The sequence below is a fragment of the Flavobacterium sp. UM26 genome, from assembly GCF_057922445.1.
The window spans coordinates 21,769-39,453 of record NZ_JBVHCY010000010.1; the positions used below are offsets into that span (position 1 = coordinate 21,769).

At 32.4% G+C, this 17,685-nt stretch carries 16 protein-coding genes; 9 read left to right on the forward strand and 7 right to left on the reverse strand.

Going from position 1 to position 17,685, the window contains the following annotated elements:
• Positions 1 to 7: 7 nt before the first annotated feature.
• Positions 8 to 523: a DinB family protein gene (locus ACZ1AQ_RS12035; RefSeq protein ID WP_489633135.1), complete on the forward strand. Its 516-nt coding sequence runs from the start codon at positions 8 to 10 to the stop codon at positions 521 to 523.
• Here ACZ1AQ_RS12035 and ACZ1AQ_RS12040 read toward each other — a convergent pair.
• The 6 genes from ACZ1AQ_RS12040 to aroB all read right to left on the reverse strand — a co-directional run bounded on the left by ACZ1AQ_RS12040 (position 518) and on the right by aroB (position 7,414).
• A complete protein-coding gene (locus tag ACZ1AQ_RS12040; RefSeq protein ID WP_489633136.1) occupies positions 518 to 1,003 on the reverse strand; it encodes a DNA-deoxyinosine glycosylase in 486 nt (161 codons plus the stop codon). The two genes, ACZ1AQ_RS12035 and ACZ1AQ_RS12040, sit on opposite strands and share 6 nt — an antisense overlap.
• A complete protein-coding gene (gene recQ, locus ACZ1AQ_RS12045) occupies positions 1,000 to 3,108 on the reverse strand; it encodes a DNA helicase RecQ (RefSeq protein ID WP_489633137.1) in 2,109 nt (702 codons plus the stop codon). Before recQ ends, ACZ1AQ_RS12040 begins: the two co-directional genes overlap by 4 nt.
• A gap of 86 nt (positions 3,109 to 3,194) precedes the next feature.
• On the reverse strand, positions 3,195 to 3,590 hold the full coding sequence (locus tag ACZ1AQ_RS12050; RefSeq protein ID WP_489633138.1) for a DNA primase: 396 nt from the start codon (positions 3,588 to 3,590) through the stop codon (positions 3,195 to 3,197).
• A gap of 8 nt (positions 3,591 to 3,598) precedes the next feature.
• The gene (locus ACZ1AQ_RS12055; RefSeq protein WP_489633139.1) at positions 3,599 to 4,570 is read right to left on the reverse strand and encodes a deoxyhypusine synthase family protein; all 972 of its coding nucleotides are present in this window, start codon (positions 4,568 to 4,570) and stop codon (positions 3,599 to 3,601) included.
• 82 nt (positions 4,571 to 4,652) lie between these two features.
• On the reverse strand, positions 4,653 to 6,053 hold the full coding sequence (locus ACZ1AQ_RS12060) for a type III PLP-dependent enzyme domain-containing protein (RefSeq protein ID WP_489633140.1): 1,401 nt from the start codon (positions 6,051 to 6,053) through the stop codon (positions 4,653 to 4,655).
• Positions 6,054 to 6,346: 293 nt separating this feature from the next.
• Positions 6,347 to 7,414: a 3-dehydroquinate synthase gene (gene aroB / locus ACZ1AQ_RS12065; protein ID WP_489633141.1), complete on the reverse strand. Its 1,068-nt coding sequence runs from the start codon at positions 7,412 to 7,414 to the stop codon at positions 6,347 to 6,349.
• 92 nt (positions 7,415 to 7,506) lie between these two features.
• Here aroB and ACZ1AQ_RS12070 point away from each other — a divergent pair, with 92 nt between their 5' ends.
• The 5 genes from ACZ1AQ_RS12070 (at position 7,507) to ACZ1AQ_RS12090 (ending at position 13,767) form a co-directional block, all read left to right on the forward strand.
• On the forward strand, positions 7,507 to 8,676 hold the full coding sequence (locus ACZ1AQ_RS12070) for a proline dehydrogenase family protein (RefSeq protein ID WP_489633142.1): 1,170 nt from the start codon (positions 7,507 to 7,509) through the stop codon (positions 8,674 to 8,676).
• Positions 8,677 to 8,926: 250 nt separating this feature from the next.
• Positions 8,927 to 9,673, forward strand: a complete 747-nt coding sequence (gene fabG, locus ACZ1AQ_RS12075; protein WP_489633143.1) for a 3-oxoacyl-[acyl-carrier-protein] reductase — start codon at positions 8,927 to 8,929, stop codon at positions 9,671 to 9,673.
• Positions 9,674 to 9,763: 90 nt separating this feature from the next.
• Positions 9,764 to 11,791, forward strand: coding sequence for a hypothetical protein (locus tag ACZ1AQ_RS12080; RefSeq protein WP_489633144.1), 2,028 nt, complete (start codon positions 9,764 to 9,766; stop codon positions 11,789 to 11,791).
• A 27-nt stretch (positions 11,792 to 11,818) separates the two neighbouring features.
• Positions 11,819 to 12,715, forward strand: a complete 897-nt coding sequence (locus ACZ1AQ_RS12085) for a LysR family transcriptional regulator (RefSeq protein WP_489633145.1) — start codon at positions 11,819 to 11,821, stop codon at positions 12,713 to 12,715.
• Between the two features lie 74 nt (positions 12,716 to 12,789).
• Positions 12,790 to 13,767, forward strand: coding sequence for a YeiH family protein (locus ACZ1AQ_RS12090; protein WP_489633146.1), 978 nt, complete (start codon positions 12,790 to 12,792; stop codon positions 13,765 to 13,767).
• Here the strand turns inward: ACZ1AQ_RS12090 and ACZ1AQ_RS12095 are convergent.
• The gene (locus ACZ1AQ_RS12095; protein WP_489633147.1) at positions 13,764 to 15,863 is read right to left on the reverse strand and encodes an LTA synthase family protein; all 2,100 of its coding nucleotides are present in this window, start codon (positions 15,861 to 15,863) and stop codon (positions 13,764 to 13,766) included. The two genes, ACZ1AQ_RS12090 and ACZ1AQ_RS12095, sit on opposite strands and share 4 nt — an antisense overlap.
• 172 nt (positions 15,864 to 16,035) lie before the next feature.
• On the opposite strand from ACZ1AQ_RS12095, the gene ACZ1AQ_RS12100 reads away from it, so the two are divergent.
• Genes ACZ1AQ_RS12100 through ACZ1AQ_RS12110 form a run of 3 tightly spaced genes read left to right on the forward strand, consistent with a single transcriptional unit; the run spans position 16,036 to position 17,680 of the window.
• On the forward strand, positions 16,036 to 16,494 hold the full coding sequence (locus tag ACZ1AQ_RS12100; protein WP_489633148.1) for a thioredoxin family protein: 459 nt from the start codon (positions 16,036 to 16,038) through the stop codon (positions 16,492 to 16,494).
• Positions 16,491 to 17,471: an FAD:protein FMN transferase gene (locus ACZ1AQ_RS12105; protein WP_489633149.1), complete on the forward strand. Its 981-nt coding sequence runs from the start codon at positions 16,491 to 16,493 to the stop codon at positions 17,469 to 17,471. The genes ACZ1AQ_RS12100 and ACZ1AQ_RS12105 overlap by 4 nt, the downstream gene beginning before the upstream one ends.
• Positions 17,471 to 17,680 carry a DUF4266 domain-containing protein gene (locus ACZ1AQ_RS12110; protein ID WP_489633150.1) on the forward strand — a complete coding sequence of 70 codons (210 nt, stop codon included), beginning with the start codon at positions 17,471 to 17,473 and terminating at the stop codon, positions 17,678 to 17,680. Before ACZ1AQ_RS12105 ends, ACZ1AQ_RS12110 begins: the two co-directional genes overlap by 1 nt.
• Positions 17,681 to 17,685: the final 5 nt, after the last annotated feature.

A 17,685-nucleotide genomic window follows, 5' to 3' on the forward strand; every position in this document is an offset into this window, starting at 1 on the left:
TATAATTATGAATTCAAATCAGTTACCTGTAAACGAATATTCAAAGTTTCAAGCTACTTATATCAATGCTGCAATGAACGTAGAATTGATAGAGGAACTAGAAATTTCATTGCATGATTTTATTCGATTTGTTCAAAACATTCCGATGGACAAATTTGATTATCGCTATGCTGAAGGCAAATGGACAATCAAAGAAATTATTCAGCACATCATTGATTCGGAAAGAGTTTTTAGTTACCGTGCGTTGCGAATTTCTAGAAACGATAAAACACCTTTGCCAGGTTTTGAAGAAAATGATTATGTAGATAATACTGATGCCAATAAAAGAGGTTTACAGGAGTTACTTACTGAGTTATCTGCCGTTAGACATGCTACTTTGTTGTTATTCAAAAGCTTTTCTGATGAACAATTGGCTAGGATGGGTATAGCTTCTGAGAACGAAATTTCTGTTCGCGCCATTGGTTTTATTATTATTGGGCATCAAAAACATCATCAAAAAGTTTTTGAAGAACGTTATTTATAAATTACTCAAAATCAAAGACCATTCGTTTAATTTTTTCTCGAATGTCATTGTGTTTGCAGGGCTTGTAGAAGGCATTACATAATAAGTAATGCCTTCTTTTTGTCCATACTTTTTATAGAAAAAATGATAAGCAGTTTTACCGTTGAAGAGAAGTGTTGTGATCTGAGGATATGAATAAAAAAAAGCATCAAAATCATTAATTTTTTGATTTTTGATAGCAATGTCAAGACTACCTTTTCTTTCGCAATTTTGTATCACATCCCACAGACCAATGTGATTTTGAAGTAAAAAATCAACTTTGTTTTTGTAACATTCCGGAACACTATCTTGCTTAAAAATGGAAAAAAGGATTTTCCAAAATTGATTTTGTTTGTTTCCGTAATACTCAATTTTCTCTAAAGATAGTACACCAGGAATAGAACCCAAAATAAGAATTCTAGTCCTAGAATCAACAAGCGGATCAAAGGAAGTAATTGTCATTCTAATTTATTTTCTTTTTCAATAATGGCGAGTGCCAATCTAATTTTGTCATACGGAATTTGTTCTTCAAAATATTCAAAATAGGGTTTTAAAGCATTTGATGATTCAAGCTTTGATTTAGCTTCTCTTATTTTATTTATTTCATCAGGAGTAATATATCTGTCTATATCAATTGGGTGTCCATCTAAATAAAGTTTGGCTAAATGAGATGCAATAGTACTGACGCTTAGATTTCGTTTGGTTGCAATTTCATCTACACTTAAACCAGCGTTAAACAATGCTAATGTTTCTTTGTATGTAGTAGATTCTTTTTTATTGTTTATCGTTTTGTTTTTTTGAAAGGCGATAATTGTCTTTATAAAGATATCTCCATATTTTTCCAATTTAGCTTTCCCTACACCATCTATAGCTAAAAATTCAGAATCACTCATAGGACGTTGATTTTCTAACTGTCTTAGTGTTGCATCGTTAAAAATTACATACGCAGGAACACCTTCCTCTTTAGCTAATTCAGCTCGTAGTTTTCTTAAAATTTCAAATAAAGAATTGGTTGTCGTTTTAGGAGTACGTTCTTTAATTTCTAGTTTGGTTTTGTCAATTTTTTGTACAGTAGTTAATTGCACTTTTTCACCTTCAAATAAAACTTTTTTAGCCAAAGGAGTTAGTTTGATTTTATTTTGTTGATGGAAAGCAATTTCACAAAATCCAAGATTTATCAATTGGATAATATATTGGTTCCAATCGTACCAAGAGACATCAATTCCGATACCATATGTCTTTAGATGTTGGTATTCTTTATCGAAAATAGAGGCGTTCTTGGAGCCTCTTAAAAAGTCAACAATTACTGCTAATGGTTCTGATTCTTTCAATCTTGCAATTGCAGACAAGGCCTTTTGAGCAATAATAGTTCCATCAAAAAAAGCAGGCGGATTTTTGCAGATGTCACAATTTCCACAATTTTCAGTAACCAATTCACCAAAATAAGAGAGCAAAATTTTTCGTCTACAGCTTAAAGCATCAGCATATTGTTTCATTCGCTCCAATTTTGCTAATTGCACTTCGGCATTTGAACCTTCAGAAGCAAATTTTTGTAACTGAATCATGTCACCATAGCTTTCGAACAAAATCGTTTCTGAAGGTAAACCATCTCTTCCGGCACGTCCAATTTCTTGGTAATATCCTTCAATATTTTTGGGTAGATTGTAATGAATCACCCAGCGTACATTCGATTTATCAATGCCCATCCCGAAAGCAATGGTAGCACATACTACTTGACAGTCATCATTGATAAAAGCATCTTGTACTGCTGATCGAGTTTGACTATCCAAACCTGCATGATACGCTCTTGCATTAATTCCTACTTTTTGAAGCTTTTCAGCGATTTCTTCGGTGGTTTTTCTGCTTAAGCAATAAATAATTCCAGATTCATGTGGTTTTGTATCTATGAAATCAATGATTTGTTTTACACGGTCCAATGCAGGTCTTACTTCTAGGCTTAGATTTTTTCTATCAAAGGAAGCTACGAACGTTTTTGGGTTGACTAAGTTTAATTGATCTGAAATGTCAGTTCTAGTCGCTTTGTCTGCTGTAGCTGTCAATGCTAATATTGGAGTAGAAGGGAAGCGATTTTTTAAATATCCTAAATTGGTATAAGCGGGTCTAAAATCATGGCCCCAAGCCGAAATACAATGAGCTTCATCAATGGCTATTAGACTTATGGTTATTGAGTTGAATAAGTTTTCAAGGTATGATAAACTTTCTGGAGCAATATAAACCAATTTGAATTCATTTGTTTGTAAAGCATGAATATAAAACTGTTGCTCCTCAGTTGATTGACTACTATTGATAAAACACGCTTTAATTCCATTGGCTTTTAAACTATCAACTTGATCTTTCATTAAAGCAATTAATGGAGAAATAACGATTGTAATTCCTGGCAGAATAAGTGCTGGTAGCTGGAAGCAAATAGATTTTCCTCCGCCCGTGGGCATAATGGCTAGAGTATCTTGTCCAGATAAAATGCAATTGATAATTGCTTCCTGATTGGGTCTGAATTTTTCAAACCCAAAATTCTCTTTAAGAGTGGCATGTAAATTAGTTTTCATTTTGGCTTGTATTTATTTTTGATTAATAAAAGTATAAAAAAAGGAGCTCTTGTTATGAGCTCCTTTATATTTTTTTAGGCTAACTTTTAGTCTTCGTCATCCTCATCGTCTTCATCAGCAACATCATTATCGCCATCTTCATCGTCTTCAGGATCTAGATCTGGTTTGTCTAAATTATCGTCATCATCGTCATCGTCTGATACTGCGTCTTCGTCATCTATTTCAATACCACTAATTGGTACTACTACATCATCCAAATCTTCGTCATCATCAAAGTTTTCGATACGATCTGCAAGTTTAGTACTTACCTTTACAAGGTAAATAGTGTCTTCAGTGCGTACTTCAACTGCTTCAACTAATTCATTTTTAGCATTTCTGAAACGAATTACATCCGAATCATCATATCCATCAGGAAATTTCTCAACTAAAAGATTTAAAATTTCGTTAGTCAATTTTGCGTAATCAACAATTACTCTTTTCATAAAATATTCTATAAATCTAACAAATAAGCGAAAATTAATGGAGCCACAATAGTAGCATCCGACTCAATAATAAATTTAGGAGTTGTAATATCTAATTTACCCCAAGTGATTTTTTCATTTGGTACGGCACCAGAATAGGAACCATAACTAGTAGTTGAATCAGATATTTGACAGAAATAACTCCAAAATGGCACATCATGCATTTCCATATCTTGATATAGCATAGGAACTACACAAATTGGAAAATCTCCAGCAATTCCACCTCCGATTTGGAAGAATCCAATTCCGTTAGACGAATTTTTAGAATACCAATCAGCTAAGAAAGTCATATATTCAATACCAGACTTCATTGTTGAAGCTTTCAAATCTCCTTTAATAACATAAGAAGCAAAGATGTTACCCATTGTACTATCTTCCCAACCTGGGACTATAATAGGTAAATTTTTCTCAGCAGCAGCATACATCCAGCTGTCTTTTAAGTCAATTTCATAATATTCTTCTAGTACTCCAGAAAGCAACATTTTGTACATGAATTCATGAGGAAAATAACGTTCTCCTTTATCATCTGCATCTTTCCAAATCTTGTAGATGTGTTTTTGTAGACGACGAAACGCTTCATGTTCAGGAATACAGGTGTCTGTAACACGGTTTAATCCACGCTCTAATAAATCCCATTCATCTTGTGGAGTCAAATCACGATAGTGAGGAACTCTTTCGTAGTGAGAATGAGCTACAAGATTCATGATGTCTTCTTCTAAATTCGCACCAGTACATGAAATGATTTGTACTTTATCTTGACGGATGATTTCGGCGAAAATTATTCCTATTTCTGCAGTACTCATTGCACCTGCCATACTTACCAACATTTTGGCTCCGTTGGCTAATTGCTGCTCATAAGCTTTTGCAGCATCTACTAACGATGCAGAGTTGAAATGCAAATAATGCTTTTCAATAAACTGACTGATTGGTCCTTTACTCATTTTAATTAATTTAAATTATTAAAAATCATAAATTGTATTTCAAATTTAAGTAATTTTTAAATTGACTATGATTATGTGTTTATTATTTTTTTCCGTAACCCAATATTTTCAAAACTTCTTCAGAGGTTTGTTGTTCTGAGAAAACTTCTGTAGCTAAAATTCCATTTTCATCTCTATCAATCAAAATGTGTTTGGGCTGTGGAATTAAGCAGTGATGTAAACCACCGTATCCTCCAATGGTTTCTTGATAGGCTCCTGTATTAAAGAAACCAATATAAAGTGGTTTTTCTTTGTTGTACTTGGGTAAATAAATAGCATTCATATTTTGCTCAGAGTTGTAATAGTCATCACTATCACAAGTCATGCCGCCTAACAAAACTCTCTCGTACGTATCGTTCCAACGGTTGATAGCCAACATGATAAAGCGTTTGTTAATCGCCCATGTATCTGGTAAAGTAGTAATAAATGAAGAGTCAATCATGTTCCATTTTTCTCTATCATTTTGTTGTTTTTGATACAATACTTGATAAATAGCACCACCACTCTCACCAACTGTAAACGAACCAAACTCTGTAAAAATGTGTGGTACATCAACTTCAGCTTCTTCACAAGCAATCTTAATTTGATTGATAATCTCATCAATCATATATTGATAATCGTATTCGAATGTCAATGAGTTTTTTATTGGAAAACCACCACCTATGTTCAAACTATCAAGAGTAGGGCATTCTTTTTTTAGTGCCACATACACTTTGATACATTTTACTAATTCATTCCAATAGTAAGCATTGTCGTTTATTCCTGTATTGATAAAAAAGTGTAACATTTTAAGTTCCAACTTTTTATTTTCTTTAATCTCTTTTTTATAAAAAGGAACAATGTTTTTGTATCCAATACCTAATCTAGAGGTATAGAATTCGAATTTTGGTTCTTCTTCAGCGGCAATACGAATTCCAATCTTGAATTTGTTTTTTATTTGTGATTGCAACAAATCTAATTCCTCGTAATTATCAATGATTGGAATGGTGTTTTTGTGACCATTATTAATCAATCGAGCTATGTTTTCTACATATTGATCTCTTTTGAAACCATTGCAAATTACATAAGTACTTTTGTTGATTTTACCATTTTCAAGCAAATTCTCAACAATATTGATATCAAAAGCTGAAGAGGTTTCGATATGAATATTATTTTTGAAAGCCTCATTCATAATGTATTCAAAATGAGAGCTTTTTGTGCAGTAGCAATAGTAGTATTTAGCCTCATATTTATTTTTTTCCATCGACTTACGAAACCAACTTTTGGCTTTGTTGATGTTGTTTGAAATTTGAGGTAAATACGTGAATTTTAATGGCGTGCCATATTTTTCAACCAATTTCATTAAATCAATATTATGAAATTGAAGGTTGTCTTTGTTTAATTTAAATTCTTCTTGTGGGAAGTAGTAAGTTTGATTGATTAAGTCGTAATATTTTGTATTCATTAGTTTTGACAATTTATAGAAATTAATTAAGCGTTTCAACTAAATTGATTCCTATTCAAACCCTAATGTTTGCGTACCTAATCTGTAGTTTTTCGTTTTCTGTTTTTATGTATTGAAAAGGGTCAAAATTAAAGCATCCAATCATGGTATAAAAACGATGGAAAGATTTAATTAAAAATCGTTCTTGCTTGTTTTTATCTCCTTTGTTGTTGCTATTTTTTTGACTTTTTTTCATTGATGCAAATGTAAAAAATAAAATATACGTAATGCAATCCTTTTTATTAAAAAAAAGATTAAGATTTGTAATCTTCAAAGGCTTCAAGAATCAATTCGTTTTCAACCAATTGATTTATTTTTATGGTTCCGATACCTTCAATTAAGGCAAATTGAATGGTTCCATATTCATTTTTTTTGTCGTGAATCAATAATTCAAGGATTGGATTAAGATCATTTTCTTCGAAAATAATTTTATCATAAATACTATTTATGGTTTGTTTTATTTGTTCATATTCGAGTTCAGAAATCAACCCTTTTTTTAGTGAAATGTAGCTTTCTAAAATCATTCCAATAGCAATTGCTTCGCCGTGTAATAATGTTTTTTTATCATCACTCTCAAGAAAATAACTTTCTATCGCATGTCCTAAGGTATGACCAAAATTTAAGGCTTTACGAATACCTTTTTCGGTAGGATCTTGCATTACAATTTCGTTTTTTATAGCTACAGATCGATGGATAAGTGAGTCAAAATCAGCAAAGTCAATAGAAGTTAAATCTAAAAACTTTTCCCAATATTCTTTGTCAAAAATCAATCCGTGTTTAAGCATTTCAGCAAGTCCTGAGCGCATTTCATTTTGAGAAAGTGTTTCTAAATATGCGGTATCGATTAATACCATTTTAGGGACATTAATAACCCCTATTTGATTTTTTAAATTGCCTAAATCTACACCATTTTTGCCTCCCACAGATGCATCAACCATGGAAAGTAGTGTTGTTGGGACATGAATAAAATCAATACCACGTTTAAAGGTTGAAGCTACAAAACCTCCCAAATCAGTAACTACACCACCACCAACATTAATTACCAAGGATTTTCTATCGGCACCTAATTCGGTCAAAACATTCCAAATTTCGATGCATGTTTCAATATTTTTATTGATTTCACCCGCTTCAAATTCTACAATTTCAATAGTCAAATCGGTTTCCAAATAAGGTAAGAACTTGGGTAAACAACTATCAGAAGTATTGGTATCAACAATAATAAAAAGATTAGAGTATTTGTTTTCTCTCAAAAAAAGATTCAAATGCTCATAGGCGTTTTCGTTAAAATAAATAGGGTAATTGTTGGCTGTAATAGTTTGCATGATGTTCAAATTATTTGAGTGGCAAAATAAGGCATTTTTTAGTTAATAGAATTCAAAACTCTAGCTATATTTGCATTAAAATTTAACAAATAATGAAAAATATATTCAATAATACACAAGTTGCCTTTGCATTAAAAAGTGATACAGAACTAGATAGAGCTTATTTTTTATTTAAAATGATTGCTAGTGAACCTTTGGTTAGAATTGGAACAGCAGTTACAAATTTTGCTATAAAAGCCAATTTGCCAGTTGAAAGCCTTATTAGAGCAACAGTTTTTGATCATTTTTGTGGTGGAGTTAATGAAAACGATTGTTTGACTGTTGTAGATAAGATGTATACCAAAGGGGTTTCTTCTGTTTTAGATTATTCTGTTGAAGGAAAGGAAGAGGAAGAGCAATTTGATGCAGCTTTAAAAATGACTTTAAAAACTATTGAATTTGCTAAAGAAAGACAAGCAATTCCTTTTGCTGTATTCAAACCTACAGGCTTTGGTCGCTTAGCATTGTATGAGAAGTTAGGAGAGAAGAAGCCTTTAACAGATGATGAAATTATTGAATGGAATAAGGTAAAAGAACGATTTGATGCCGTTTGTAAAGAAGCTTATATTAAAGATGTAGCCTTGCTTATCGATGCAGAAGAAAGCTGGATGCAAGATGTAGCAGACGATTTGGTTACCGATATGATGCGTAAATACAACAAAGAAAAAGCTATTATATTCAATACGCTGCAAATGTATCGTTGGGATCGTTTGGGTTATTTGAAAAAAATTCATGAAGAGGCCAAAAGAGATAACTTTTACATCGGAATGAAGCTTGTTCGTGGAGCTTATATGGAAAAAGAAAACCTCAGAGCTCAAGAAATGAATTATCCAACACCTATTTGCGCGTCAAAAGAAGCATCCGATGAGAATTATGATGCTGCTGTTGCGTACATGATGGAACATCTTGAGATTATGTCGATTTTTGCTGGTACACATAATGAATTGAGTACCTACAAATTGATGAATTTGATGGAAAAAAGCGGAATCAAAAACAATGATAATCGTATTTGGTTTGGTCAATTATATGGTATGAGTGATAATATCAGTTACAATCTTGCTGAAAATGGGTATAATGTTGCAAAGTATTTACCATTTGGTCCTGTAAAAGATGTTATGCCTTATTTAATCAGACGTGCTGAAGAAAATACATCAGTCGCAGGACAAACCAGTCGTGAATTATCGATGATAAAAGCAGAACGTAAAAGAAGAAAAGAAAATTAATTCATTCTGCATAAAAGTGGTCTAAGCCACTTTTTTTGTAGCTTACATCACCTATGATGTCTCATGATTGAATCTGATTTTTTTTAAAAAGGAAATATCTTATATTTGGCACACCAAAAATGTGCTTGATATAAGCATTGAAGGATTATATGGTTCTCAGAAATAATTAATCTTTTGAAAGTGAAATCTGCTTTTTCTAAAATCAAAAGAAATTGAGTGAGCATTTTCGAAAAACAAATATTGACTAAAAATGAAATTACTAGAAGGAAAAGTTGCCATTATTACTGGTGCAAGTCGTGGAATTGGAAAAGGAATCGCTGAAGTTTTTGCAAAACACGGCGCCAATGTTGCCTTTACATACAGTTCATCTGTTGCTTCTGCTGAAGCTTTAGAGAATGAATTGAATGCAATGGGTATCAAAGCAAAAGGTTATCAGTCTAATGCTGCCGATTTTGAAGAAGCACAAAAATTTGTTGATGCCGTTTTGGCTGATTTTGGAACTGTTGATATTTTGATCAATAATGCTGGAATCACAAAAGATAACTTATTAATGCGTATGTCAGAAGCTGATTTCGATTTAGTTATCGATGTAAATTTGAAGTCAATATTCAATATGACAAAAGCAATACAAAAGACTTTTTTGAAACAACGTTCAGGTTCTATCATCAATATTAGTTCTGTTGTAGGTGTTTCGGGCAATGCTGGTCAAGCTAATTATGCAGCATCTAAAGCAGGTGCAATTGGATTTACTAAATCTGTAGCATTGGAGTTAGGTTCTAGAAACATTCGTTGTAATGCTATCGCACCAGGTTTTATTGAAACTGAAATGACTGCAAAATTGAGCGAGGATGTTGTCAAAGGTTGGAGAGAAGGTATTCCATTGAAACGTGGTGGTTCTACAGAAGACGTTGCTAATGCTTGCTTGTTCTTGGCTTCAGACATGAGTGCTTATATTACAGGTCAGGTATTAAACGTATGTGGAGGAATGCTTACTTAAAAAGTATTCAGTACTCAGATTGTACATTCAGTATTGAATCTGAAAACAACTCTGAATATTTATAGAATACGCTATAATTATAATTAAAATATGACAACAAACACCATTCTATTCCTTATTCTTTCAATAGTTATAGCTGCTGGTTTGTCGTATTTTCAGTACCTACATAAAGCCAAAAGTCAATCGAAAAATTATTGGCTTTTGGCTTTTTTACGTTTTGCTTCGATTTTTGGTATTTTATTGTTATTAATAAATCCAATTATTAGTAGAACCGAATTAGAAATTATCAAAACACCTTTGCCTATTGTGGTTGATAATTCTAGTTCAATTTCTTTTTTAAAAGCTAATACTAAAGCTCAAGAATTGTTTGTTGAACTAACTTCAAATAAAGATTTACAACAGAAATTTGATGTTCAACCTTTTTTGTTTGATGCAAATTTAAGACCATCAGACACTTTTAATTTCAAAGGAGCGCAAACACAATTAGATGTTGTAGCCAAAGATTTGAAAAGTTTGAATAAGAACATACACTTTCCTACAGTATTGCTAACAGACGGAAACCAAACTTCTGGAGATGAATATGTTTACAGTTTTGATACGGAAAACAGAGTTTTTCCTGTCGTTTTGGGCGATACTACGGCTGTCTTTGATATAAAAATAAGTCAATTGAATGTAAACAAATATGCGTTCTATAAGAATAAATTTCCTGTTGAAGTTTTTGTTCAATATTCTGGAAAGCGTTTGAATACAGCTAATTTTTCAATTTCAGAAGGAAAAAACACGATTTTAAAACAAGCGGTAAGTTTTACTGCTGGGCAAAGAACCGCGACAGTTACCGTTTTTTTACCTGCAGATAAAATTGGCTTGCATTTATTCAAAGCCAACATCACTGCTGGTGTAAAAGAAAAAAACAATTACAATAACACCAAGAATTTTGCTGTTGAAGTATTGGACCAAAAAACAACAGTTGGATTGGTTTCGGCAATTAATCATCCTGATTTAAGTGCTTTTAAACGCGCTATTGAAACTAATGCACAACGTAAAGTAAGTATTGTTAAGCCACAAGAAATCAAATCATTGTCGGATTATAATGTTTTGATTTTATACCAACCCAATACAAGTTTCAAATCTATTTTTGATGGTGCTAAAGCCGCTGGCATCAATACGTTAGTTGTTACAGGAATGACGACAGATTTTAATTTTTTGAATCAACAACAAAATGATTTGGATTTTAAAGTCACCAATCAGAAAGAAGATTTCTTACCGTCATTCAATACAAAATTCAATTTGTTTGCATTGGAAAATATAGGTTTTGAAAGTTTTCCTCCCTTGGCACATCCTTTTGGTACCATTACCGCGAAAGAGAATGTTACGGTTTTACTTTCTTCCAAAATACGAAGTATAGATACGGGTTTACCTTTGTTAGCATTTACTGAAGCAGGAGGTAAACGAGCTGCGTATTTGTTAGGAGAAAATAGCTGGAAATGGCGATTACAATCTCACGTGGACCAGCAATCATTTGAAAAATATGATGTTTTTATCGATAAAACCATTCAATTTTTAGCTTCAAATAGTTCTAAAAGAGCGTTGGTGGTTACCCACGAAAATTTTTATAATTTTGGAGAAGCTATTGCAATCACTGCGCAGTTTTTTAATAAAAACTATGAGTTTGATGACAATGCGCGACTAACTATTTCTGTTACAAACGTAAAAAATAAGCAAACCAAAAATTATGATTTGCTTAAAGGAACCAATGCTTATCAAGTCAATTTAGATGGACTTTCCGCTGGAAGTTATACCTTTACTGTAAAAGAATTGAATACCAAAACCAGTTATTCAGGACGTTTTGAAATTCTAGATTTCGATATAGAAAAACAATTTGTTACTCCAGATTACACCAAATTAGCACAGTTAGCAGAGCAAACTAAAGGGAAAGTATTTCTTCCTTCACAAATCAATCAACTGATACAGCAATTGCTTGCAGATGAATCGTACAAAGCTATTGAAAAAGAAAATGTCATCAAATCACCTTTAATTGATTGGGTTTTGCTATTGGTTTTGATTGCACTTTGTTTAACAACAGAATGGTTTATCCGAAAATATCACGGTTTACTCTAGTTAAAATAGATTTTTAAATATTGACAGATGGATTTTAGGCTAAAAGTATTTTATACCGTAGCAATTCGACTTAATTTTACTAAGGCGGCTGCGGAATTGTATATCAGTCAGCCAGCCGTTTCAAAGCATATACAAGAATTAGAAGAGACCTACAAAACGAAGCTTTTTGAACGAAATGGTTCTAAAATTGCCTTAACTCCAGCTGGACATCTTTTGTTACAACATACCAAATCTATATTTGATATTTATCGTGATATTGAGTTTGATATGAGTTCTTTTGTAACAAAACGCCAAGGATTACTTAGACTTGGGGCAAGCACAACACTTTCACAATATATTATTTCTCCAATTTTAGCCCGATTTCATGAAAAAGAGAAGGGGATAACTATTCAATTAACTAATGGTAATACGGAACAAATAGAAAATGCTTTAATTAACAAAGAAATTGAAGTTGGAGTAGTAGAAGGACAGTCTAAAAATCAGTCGATTAAATATGTCCCTTTTTTAAAAGATGAATTGGTTTTAGTGTGTCGTTTTGCACATCCTTTGGCTAGTAAAAATGAAATTACTCTTGAAGAGTTAAAAAAACTTCGTCTCCTAACTAGAGAACGAGGTTCGGGAACACTTGAAGTTATTGAATATGCCCTAAAACAGCAACAAGTAAAATTAACAGATTTACAAATTGAAATGCAATTGGGGAGTACGGAAAGTATAAAATCTTATTTATTGCATTCGGATTGTTTTGCATTTATATCAATTCATGCGGTATCTAAAGAATTAAAAAACAATGAGTTGATTGTTTTAGATGTGAAGAACTTATCTATTGAGCGTTCCTTTTTTTGTATAACTTTAGTTGGAAAATCCAATACATTATCTGAACTCTTTATCAGAAGTATTTCTGATTATTATAACCTAGAGTTATAGGTTATTGTGTTTTTGTATTGGACTGGCAAGGCTATAACTAAGACCTTTGTAGAGTAATTTTAAACTACTTTACGATGGATACAACATCAAAACATAGCGCTGTTTCACCCACACACTTTTTGAATCTTTCTAAAACGAATCAACAAATTCTTTTTGTTCTACTTTTAATAGTTTGTCTTACATTTTCTATCTCACCACCCATTGCATTACTTCTAGGATTAATAATAGCAAATTTATCAGGACATCCTTTTTTACATTTAAATCATAAAGCAACTTCAATTTTACTGCAAATATCCGTAGTTGGATTAGGATTTGGAATGAATTTGCATAGCGCAATTGCAGCAGGAAAAGAAGGAATGCTTTTTACTATTGCTTCCATTTTTTCTACTTTGATTATTGGGATTATCTTAGGAAGATGGCTTGGAATTGACAAAAAGATAACGCATTTAATTTCTTGTGGTACGGCAATCTGTGGAGGAAGCGCCATCGCGGCTATAGCACCAGTAGTGGAATCTAAAGAAAATCAGACGTCAGTAGCTTTGGGAGTTATCTTTATTTTAAACTCTTTGGCTTTGTTTTTGTTTCCTGTTATTGGACATTGGTTGCAATTGTCGCAAAACGAATTTGGATTATGGTGTGCTATTGCCATACACGACACCAGCTCTGTTGTTGGTGCCGCAAATAAATTTGGTGCCGAGGCATTGCAAGTGGCAACTATGGTAAAATTAGCTAGAGCTTTATGGATTATTCCTATTGCTATTGGTTCTTCCTATTTATTCAAAAATGGGAAAAAGAAAGTGACCATTCCATATTTTATCTTCTTATTTATTTTGGCTTTGATAGTAAATACTTATGTTCCTGCCTTCACAACTGTAGCACCATTTTTAGTGTCTATTTCAAAAGTTGGTCTTACAGTTACTTTATTTTTAATCGGAGCTGGGCTTAATTTTTCAAGCCTAAAGCAAGTTGGAATAAAACCTTTATTGTTAGGAATTCTACTTTGGGTTTTTATTGCTGGAATTGCTTTGCTGGCGATATTGAATTTAAGCTAATTTTCCTTTTGATATTGCTTGTTTTTAAGCATTTCAGAGGCAGTCTGATAATAAGTAATCGTTTCGTTAATGTAATTTTGATTAAGATGTCTTTCTGCAATTTCTTCAAAATCTGATTGGTATTCTGGTTGAATATTTTTGTTGTATTTCAATTTTAAATCAAACTGTTTTACTCTTTGCTTAGGCGAAAGAATGGTTAAAACGGAATCTTTAATCAAGCCTAAGTCTTGATAAGTTGCAATAAAAGCTCTGGGTTGATAAGTAGTTTTCAAAACATCTTGTCCATAAAATTTACTTTTATAATCAAAATGTAACAATCCGAAAACGGTAGGCATAATGTCAATTTGAGACATTAATGTATTGAATTCTCTTTTGTTACTTCGATTTGGGTCATAAATAAAAGCTGGAATTCGGTACTTATCTAATGGCAATTCAATTTTTCCAGCACTCGAAGCGCAATGGTCAGATATAATTACAAAAAGAGTGTTTTTGAACCAAGGCTGTTTTTTAGCCATTTTGAAGAATTGTTTCAGTGCGTAATCGGTATATTTTACGCCACCTTCACGAGATTTCGCATCGCCAGGAATATCAATTTTGTTGTTAGGATAAGTAAAAGGTCTGTGGTTACTTACTGTCATCCAATGAGAAAAGAAAGGTTTACCTGTTTTAGTATCAGCATTCATCGTTTGAATTGCTTTTTTTGCCATATCTTCATCACAAACGCCCCATACATTAGAGAAAGTAATTTCTTCTTTAGCAAATGATTTTTTATCAATTATGTGGTAGCCATTTCCTCCAAAGAAAGACTCCATATTGTCAAAAAAAGCATCTCCACCGTATAAATAATTTACTTTATAGCCTTTCTTTTTGAAAACAGACGCAGTAGTAAATTTATTTTTATTGTCTTTTCTTTTTACCACGCTTTCTCCTGCTGTTGGGGGCAAACAAAGTGTTACGGCTTCAAGACCTCTTACCGTTCTATTTCCAACGGCATATAGATTGGTAAATTCTAAACTTTTATCCGCTAAGCTATCCAAAAAAGGGGTGATGTTGTTTTCATTACCGTATCTCTTCATAAAATCTGCACTTAGACTTTCTATCGTGATTAAAACTACATTTTTTTTAATTTCTGAACTGTCAGATACAATAGTTCTAAGTGAACTTTTTCCTTTAATTCCTGGTAATAACTTAAATAAGTTCGTAAACGCTTCGTCTTTGGGTAATGTTTTGTAAAACTTAAAATAATCCAATTCACTATTCATAAAGGCCAAGTAGAATTTATAAATGCCGTTGGATTGTAATTCATTGGTGAAAATATTGGTTGAATTTTCTTTTTTAGCCAAAGCAGGAATAGCCCAAAAAGAAAGGGCAAACACACTCAAGAAAAAAAAGGATAGATATATTTTTTCTTTGAAAGTAGGTAAGTCAATCAAGTAGTTTTTCGTTCTTTTAACTATATAAAAAGTTATGATTCCAACCACAACAAATAAAGCTGAAAAAATTGGAATCACAGGATACGATTCCATAATGTTGCCAATTACTTCATTGGTATAAATCAAATAATTGACGGCGATAAAATTATATTTTACTCCAAATTCGTTCCAAAAAAAGTATTCACTAATACCATTTTGTAAGAGCAGTAAAACATACAAAAAGATTACAAAACTGTACATCCACAAGCGCAAACGCTCACGATATTGCGGTAAAAACAAAAACAATCCAAATAAGGATGTTTTGATTCCGATAAAAGCAATTCCTATTTTGGGTAAAGCGCCACCGTATTCATCCAAAATAGTATTTCCTAACGTTACATAGCCTAACAATAATAGCATCAATCCAAAAATGATAGAACCATAAGGCTTATTGTATTTTGAATTGGAAATAAATATCAAATAGAGCCACAGAAATCCACTAGCAATAGTAAATACAAAGAGGTCTGAACAAAGTCCTAGTCCAAAAATTTTAATCACTTCGAGAAACGTAAAAGAACTTTGAGTGATAGGATGTACCATCAAAAAAGTTCTCAAAACAAAACTAATAATAAGATAAAATAGAGATAAGCAGAAAAATGGAGATAGTTTTTTTAAAAATGGCATTCTGTAATTTTTTTTTTTTTTTTTTTTCAAAATTATACTTGTTTAACCAATTATTGGTTTAATCTTCATTTAAGATTAACTTAAGATTTACGTAATGTAAATTAAAATTAAGATTCTCTTAAAATAAGTAACAGGAAGTTGAGTTTGACTATAAATATAATACTTTTACTTTATGAATTTAACAAATGTTTATATGAAGAATGCAATGCTACTTTTATTTCTTTTTTTGACTGCAAGTAGTTTTTCTCAAAACTGGAGAACTAATTTTGAGGAAGCGAAAGCAGAAGCTATTAAAGAAGACAAAAATATCGTTTTGGTATTTTCTGGTTCGGATTGGTGTGCCCCTTGTATGAAGCTAGACAATGTAGTATGGAAATCTGAAGCATTTCAGCAAGAAGCAGATAAGAATTGGGTTATTTATAAAGCAGATTTCCCAAAGAAAAAAGCCAATCAATTAGCTCCTGATTTAACCGCTGCTAATCAAAAATTAGCCGAAAAATACAATCGAGGCGGAAGTTTCCCTTTGGTCGTATTACTAGATAAGACTGGAAAAGTTTTAGGAATGACAGGTTTTAAAAATGTCCCTGCCAATGAGTATATTCAATTGATTCATTCGTTAGAGAAAAAATGAAAAAAATAATTCTTTTATTTCTTTTGACATCCATTTTCGCTTTTGGGCAAGTGACCCATAAGCGAAAATTGTATATGTTAGGAAGCCCTTTTGAAATGACGGTTGTTGCTAAAGATACAATTCAAGGCAACATTTACATTGATAAGGCGGTAGCCGAAGTGAAGCGTATTGAAAATTTAATTTCAGATTGGATTCCAACCACACAAATATCTCAGGTAAGTAAAAATGCTGGAATTCAACCCGTAAAAGTTGATAAAGAAGTCTATGATTTAGTAGAACGTGCTATAAAAGTATCACAGCTTACTTCAGGGGCTTTTGATATTTCTTATGCATCGATGGATAAAATTTGGAAATTCGATGGGAGTATGAAGGAAATGCCTACTCCTGAAGCCATCAAACAATCTGTGGCTAGAATTGGCTATCAAAAAATTGTTTTAGATGCCAAAGCACAGACTATTTTTTTGAAGGAAAAAGGAATGAAACTAGGTTTAGGCGGTATTGGTCAAGGCTATATCGCTGATAAAATCAAAGAATTATTACTTTCAAAAGGATGTACCTCCGGAATTGTAAATGTATCGGGCGATATTAATGCTTGGGGCTATCAAACGACAGGTAAACCTTGGACAGTGGCGATTGTCAATCCAATGAATAAAAGTAAAGTTTTTGCCACTTTTCCACTCGAAAATAGTGCGGTAGAGACTTCAGGCAGTTATGAAAAATATGTGGTTTTTGATGGTAAACGCTATTCTCACATCATTGATCCTAGAACGGGTTATCCGGCTCAAGGAGTAGTAAGTGTTTCAGTTTTTGCTAAACAAACTGAAATTGCAGATGCTCTGGCTACAGGGATTTTTGTTTTGGGTGTAGAGGTTGGTTTGGATTTAGTCAACCAACTAAAAGGTATTGGATGTATAATTGTTGACGATAAAGGGGAAATACATACCTCTAAAAATATTGATATTAAAAAATTTAACTAATGAAAAAAATACTTTTTGCTAGTGTACTAGTAGCCGCTTTACAATCTTGTACTTCTGTAAAAGAATATGAAAAAGTAGCTATAAATGATCCTGATATGAAGCTTGCTGCAAGAGCATCAGAACGATATGAAACCACTTTTCAGGTTTACAGAGAAGCTTCTGCTGGAGCTAATGGAGGAAAAACTGGTGGTGGTTGTGGATGCAACTAAAGCCT

What these genes read in the sequence shown, in the direction of transcription:
- ACZ1AQ_RS12035 (WP_489633135.1), top strand. Translation starts at nt 8, where the DNA reads ATGAATTCAAATCAGTTACCTGTAAACGAATATTCAAAGTTTCAAGCT.
- ACZ1AQ_RS12040 (WP_489633136.1), bottom strand. Translation starts at nt 1,003, where the DNA reads ATGACAATTACTTCCTTTGATCCGCTTGTTGATTCTAGGACTAGAATT.
- recQ (WP_489633137.1), bottom strand. Translation starts at nt 3,108, where the DNA reads ATGAAAACTAATTTACATGCCACTCTTAAAGAGAATTTTGGGTTTGAA.
- ACZ1AQ_RS12050 (WP_489633138.1), bottom strand. Translation starts at nt 3,590, where the DNA reads ATGAAAAGAGTAATTGTTGATTACGCAAAATTGACTAACGAAATTTTA.
- ACZ1AQ_RS12055 (WP_489633139.1), bottom strand. Translation starts at nt 4,570, where the DNA reads ATGAGTAAAGGACCAATCAGTCAGTTTATTGAAAAGCATTATTTGCAT.
- ACZ1AQ_RS12060 (WP_489633140.1), bottom strand. Translation starts at nt 6,053, where the DNA reads ATGAATACAAAATATTACGACTTAATCAATCAAACTTACTACTTCCCA.
- aroB (WP_489633141.1), bottom strand. Translation starts at nt 7,414, where the DNA reads ATGCAAACTATTACAGCCAACAATTACCCTATTTATTTTAACGAAAAC.
- ACZ1AQ_RS12070 (WP_489633142.1), top strand. Translation starts at nt 7,507, where the DNA reads ATGAAAAATATATTCAATAATACACAAGTTGCCTTTGCATTAAAAAGT.
- fabG (WP_489633143.1), top strand. Translation starts at nt 8,927, where the DNA reads ATGAAATTACTAGAAGGAAAAGTTGCCATTATTACTGGTGCAAGTCGT.
- ACZ1AQ_RS12080 (WP_489633144.1), top strand. Translation starts at nt 9,764, where the DNA reads ATGACAACAAACACCATTCTATTCCTTATTCTTTCAATAGTTATAGCT.
- ACZ1AQ_RS12085 (WP_489633145.1), top strand. Translation starts at nt 11,819, where the DNA reads ATGGATTTTAGGCTAAAAGTATTTTATACCGTAGCAATTCGACTTAAT.
- ACZ1AQ_RS12090 (WP_489633146.1), top strand. Translation starts at nt 12,790, where the DNA reads ATGGATACAACATCAAAACATAGCGCTGTTTCACCCACACACTTTTTG.
- ACZ1AQ_RS12095 (WP_489633147.1), bottom strand. Translation starts at nt 15,863, where the DNA reads ATGCCATTTTTAAAAAAACTATCTCCATTTTTCTGCTTATCTCTATTT.
- ACZ1AQ_RS12100 (WP_489633148.1), top strand. Translation starts at nt 16,036, where the DNA reads ATGAATTTAACAAATGTTTATATGAAGAATGCAATGCTACTTTTATTT.
- ACZ1AQ_RS12105 (WP_489633149.1), top strand. Translation starts at nt 16,491, where the DNA reads ATGAAAAAAATAATTCTTTTATTTCTTTTGACATCCATTTTCGCTTTT.
- ACZ1AQ_RS12110 (WP_489633150.1), top strand. Translation starts at nt 17,471, where the DNA reads ATGAAAAAAATACTTTTTGCTAGTGTACTAGTAGCCGCTTTACAATCT.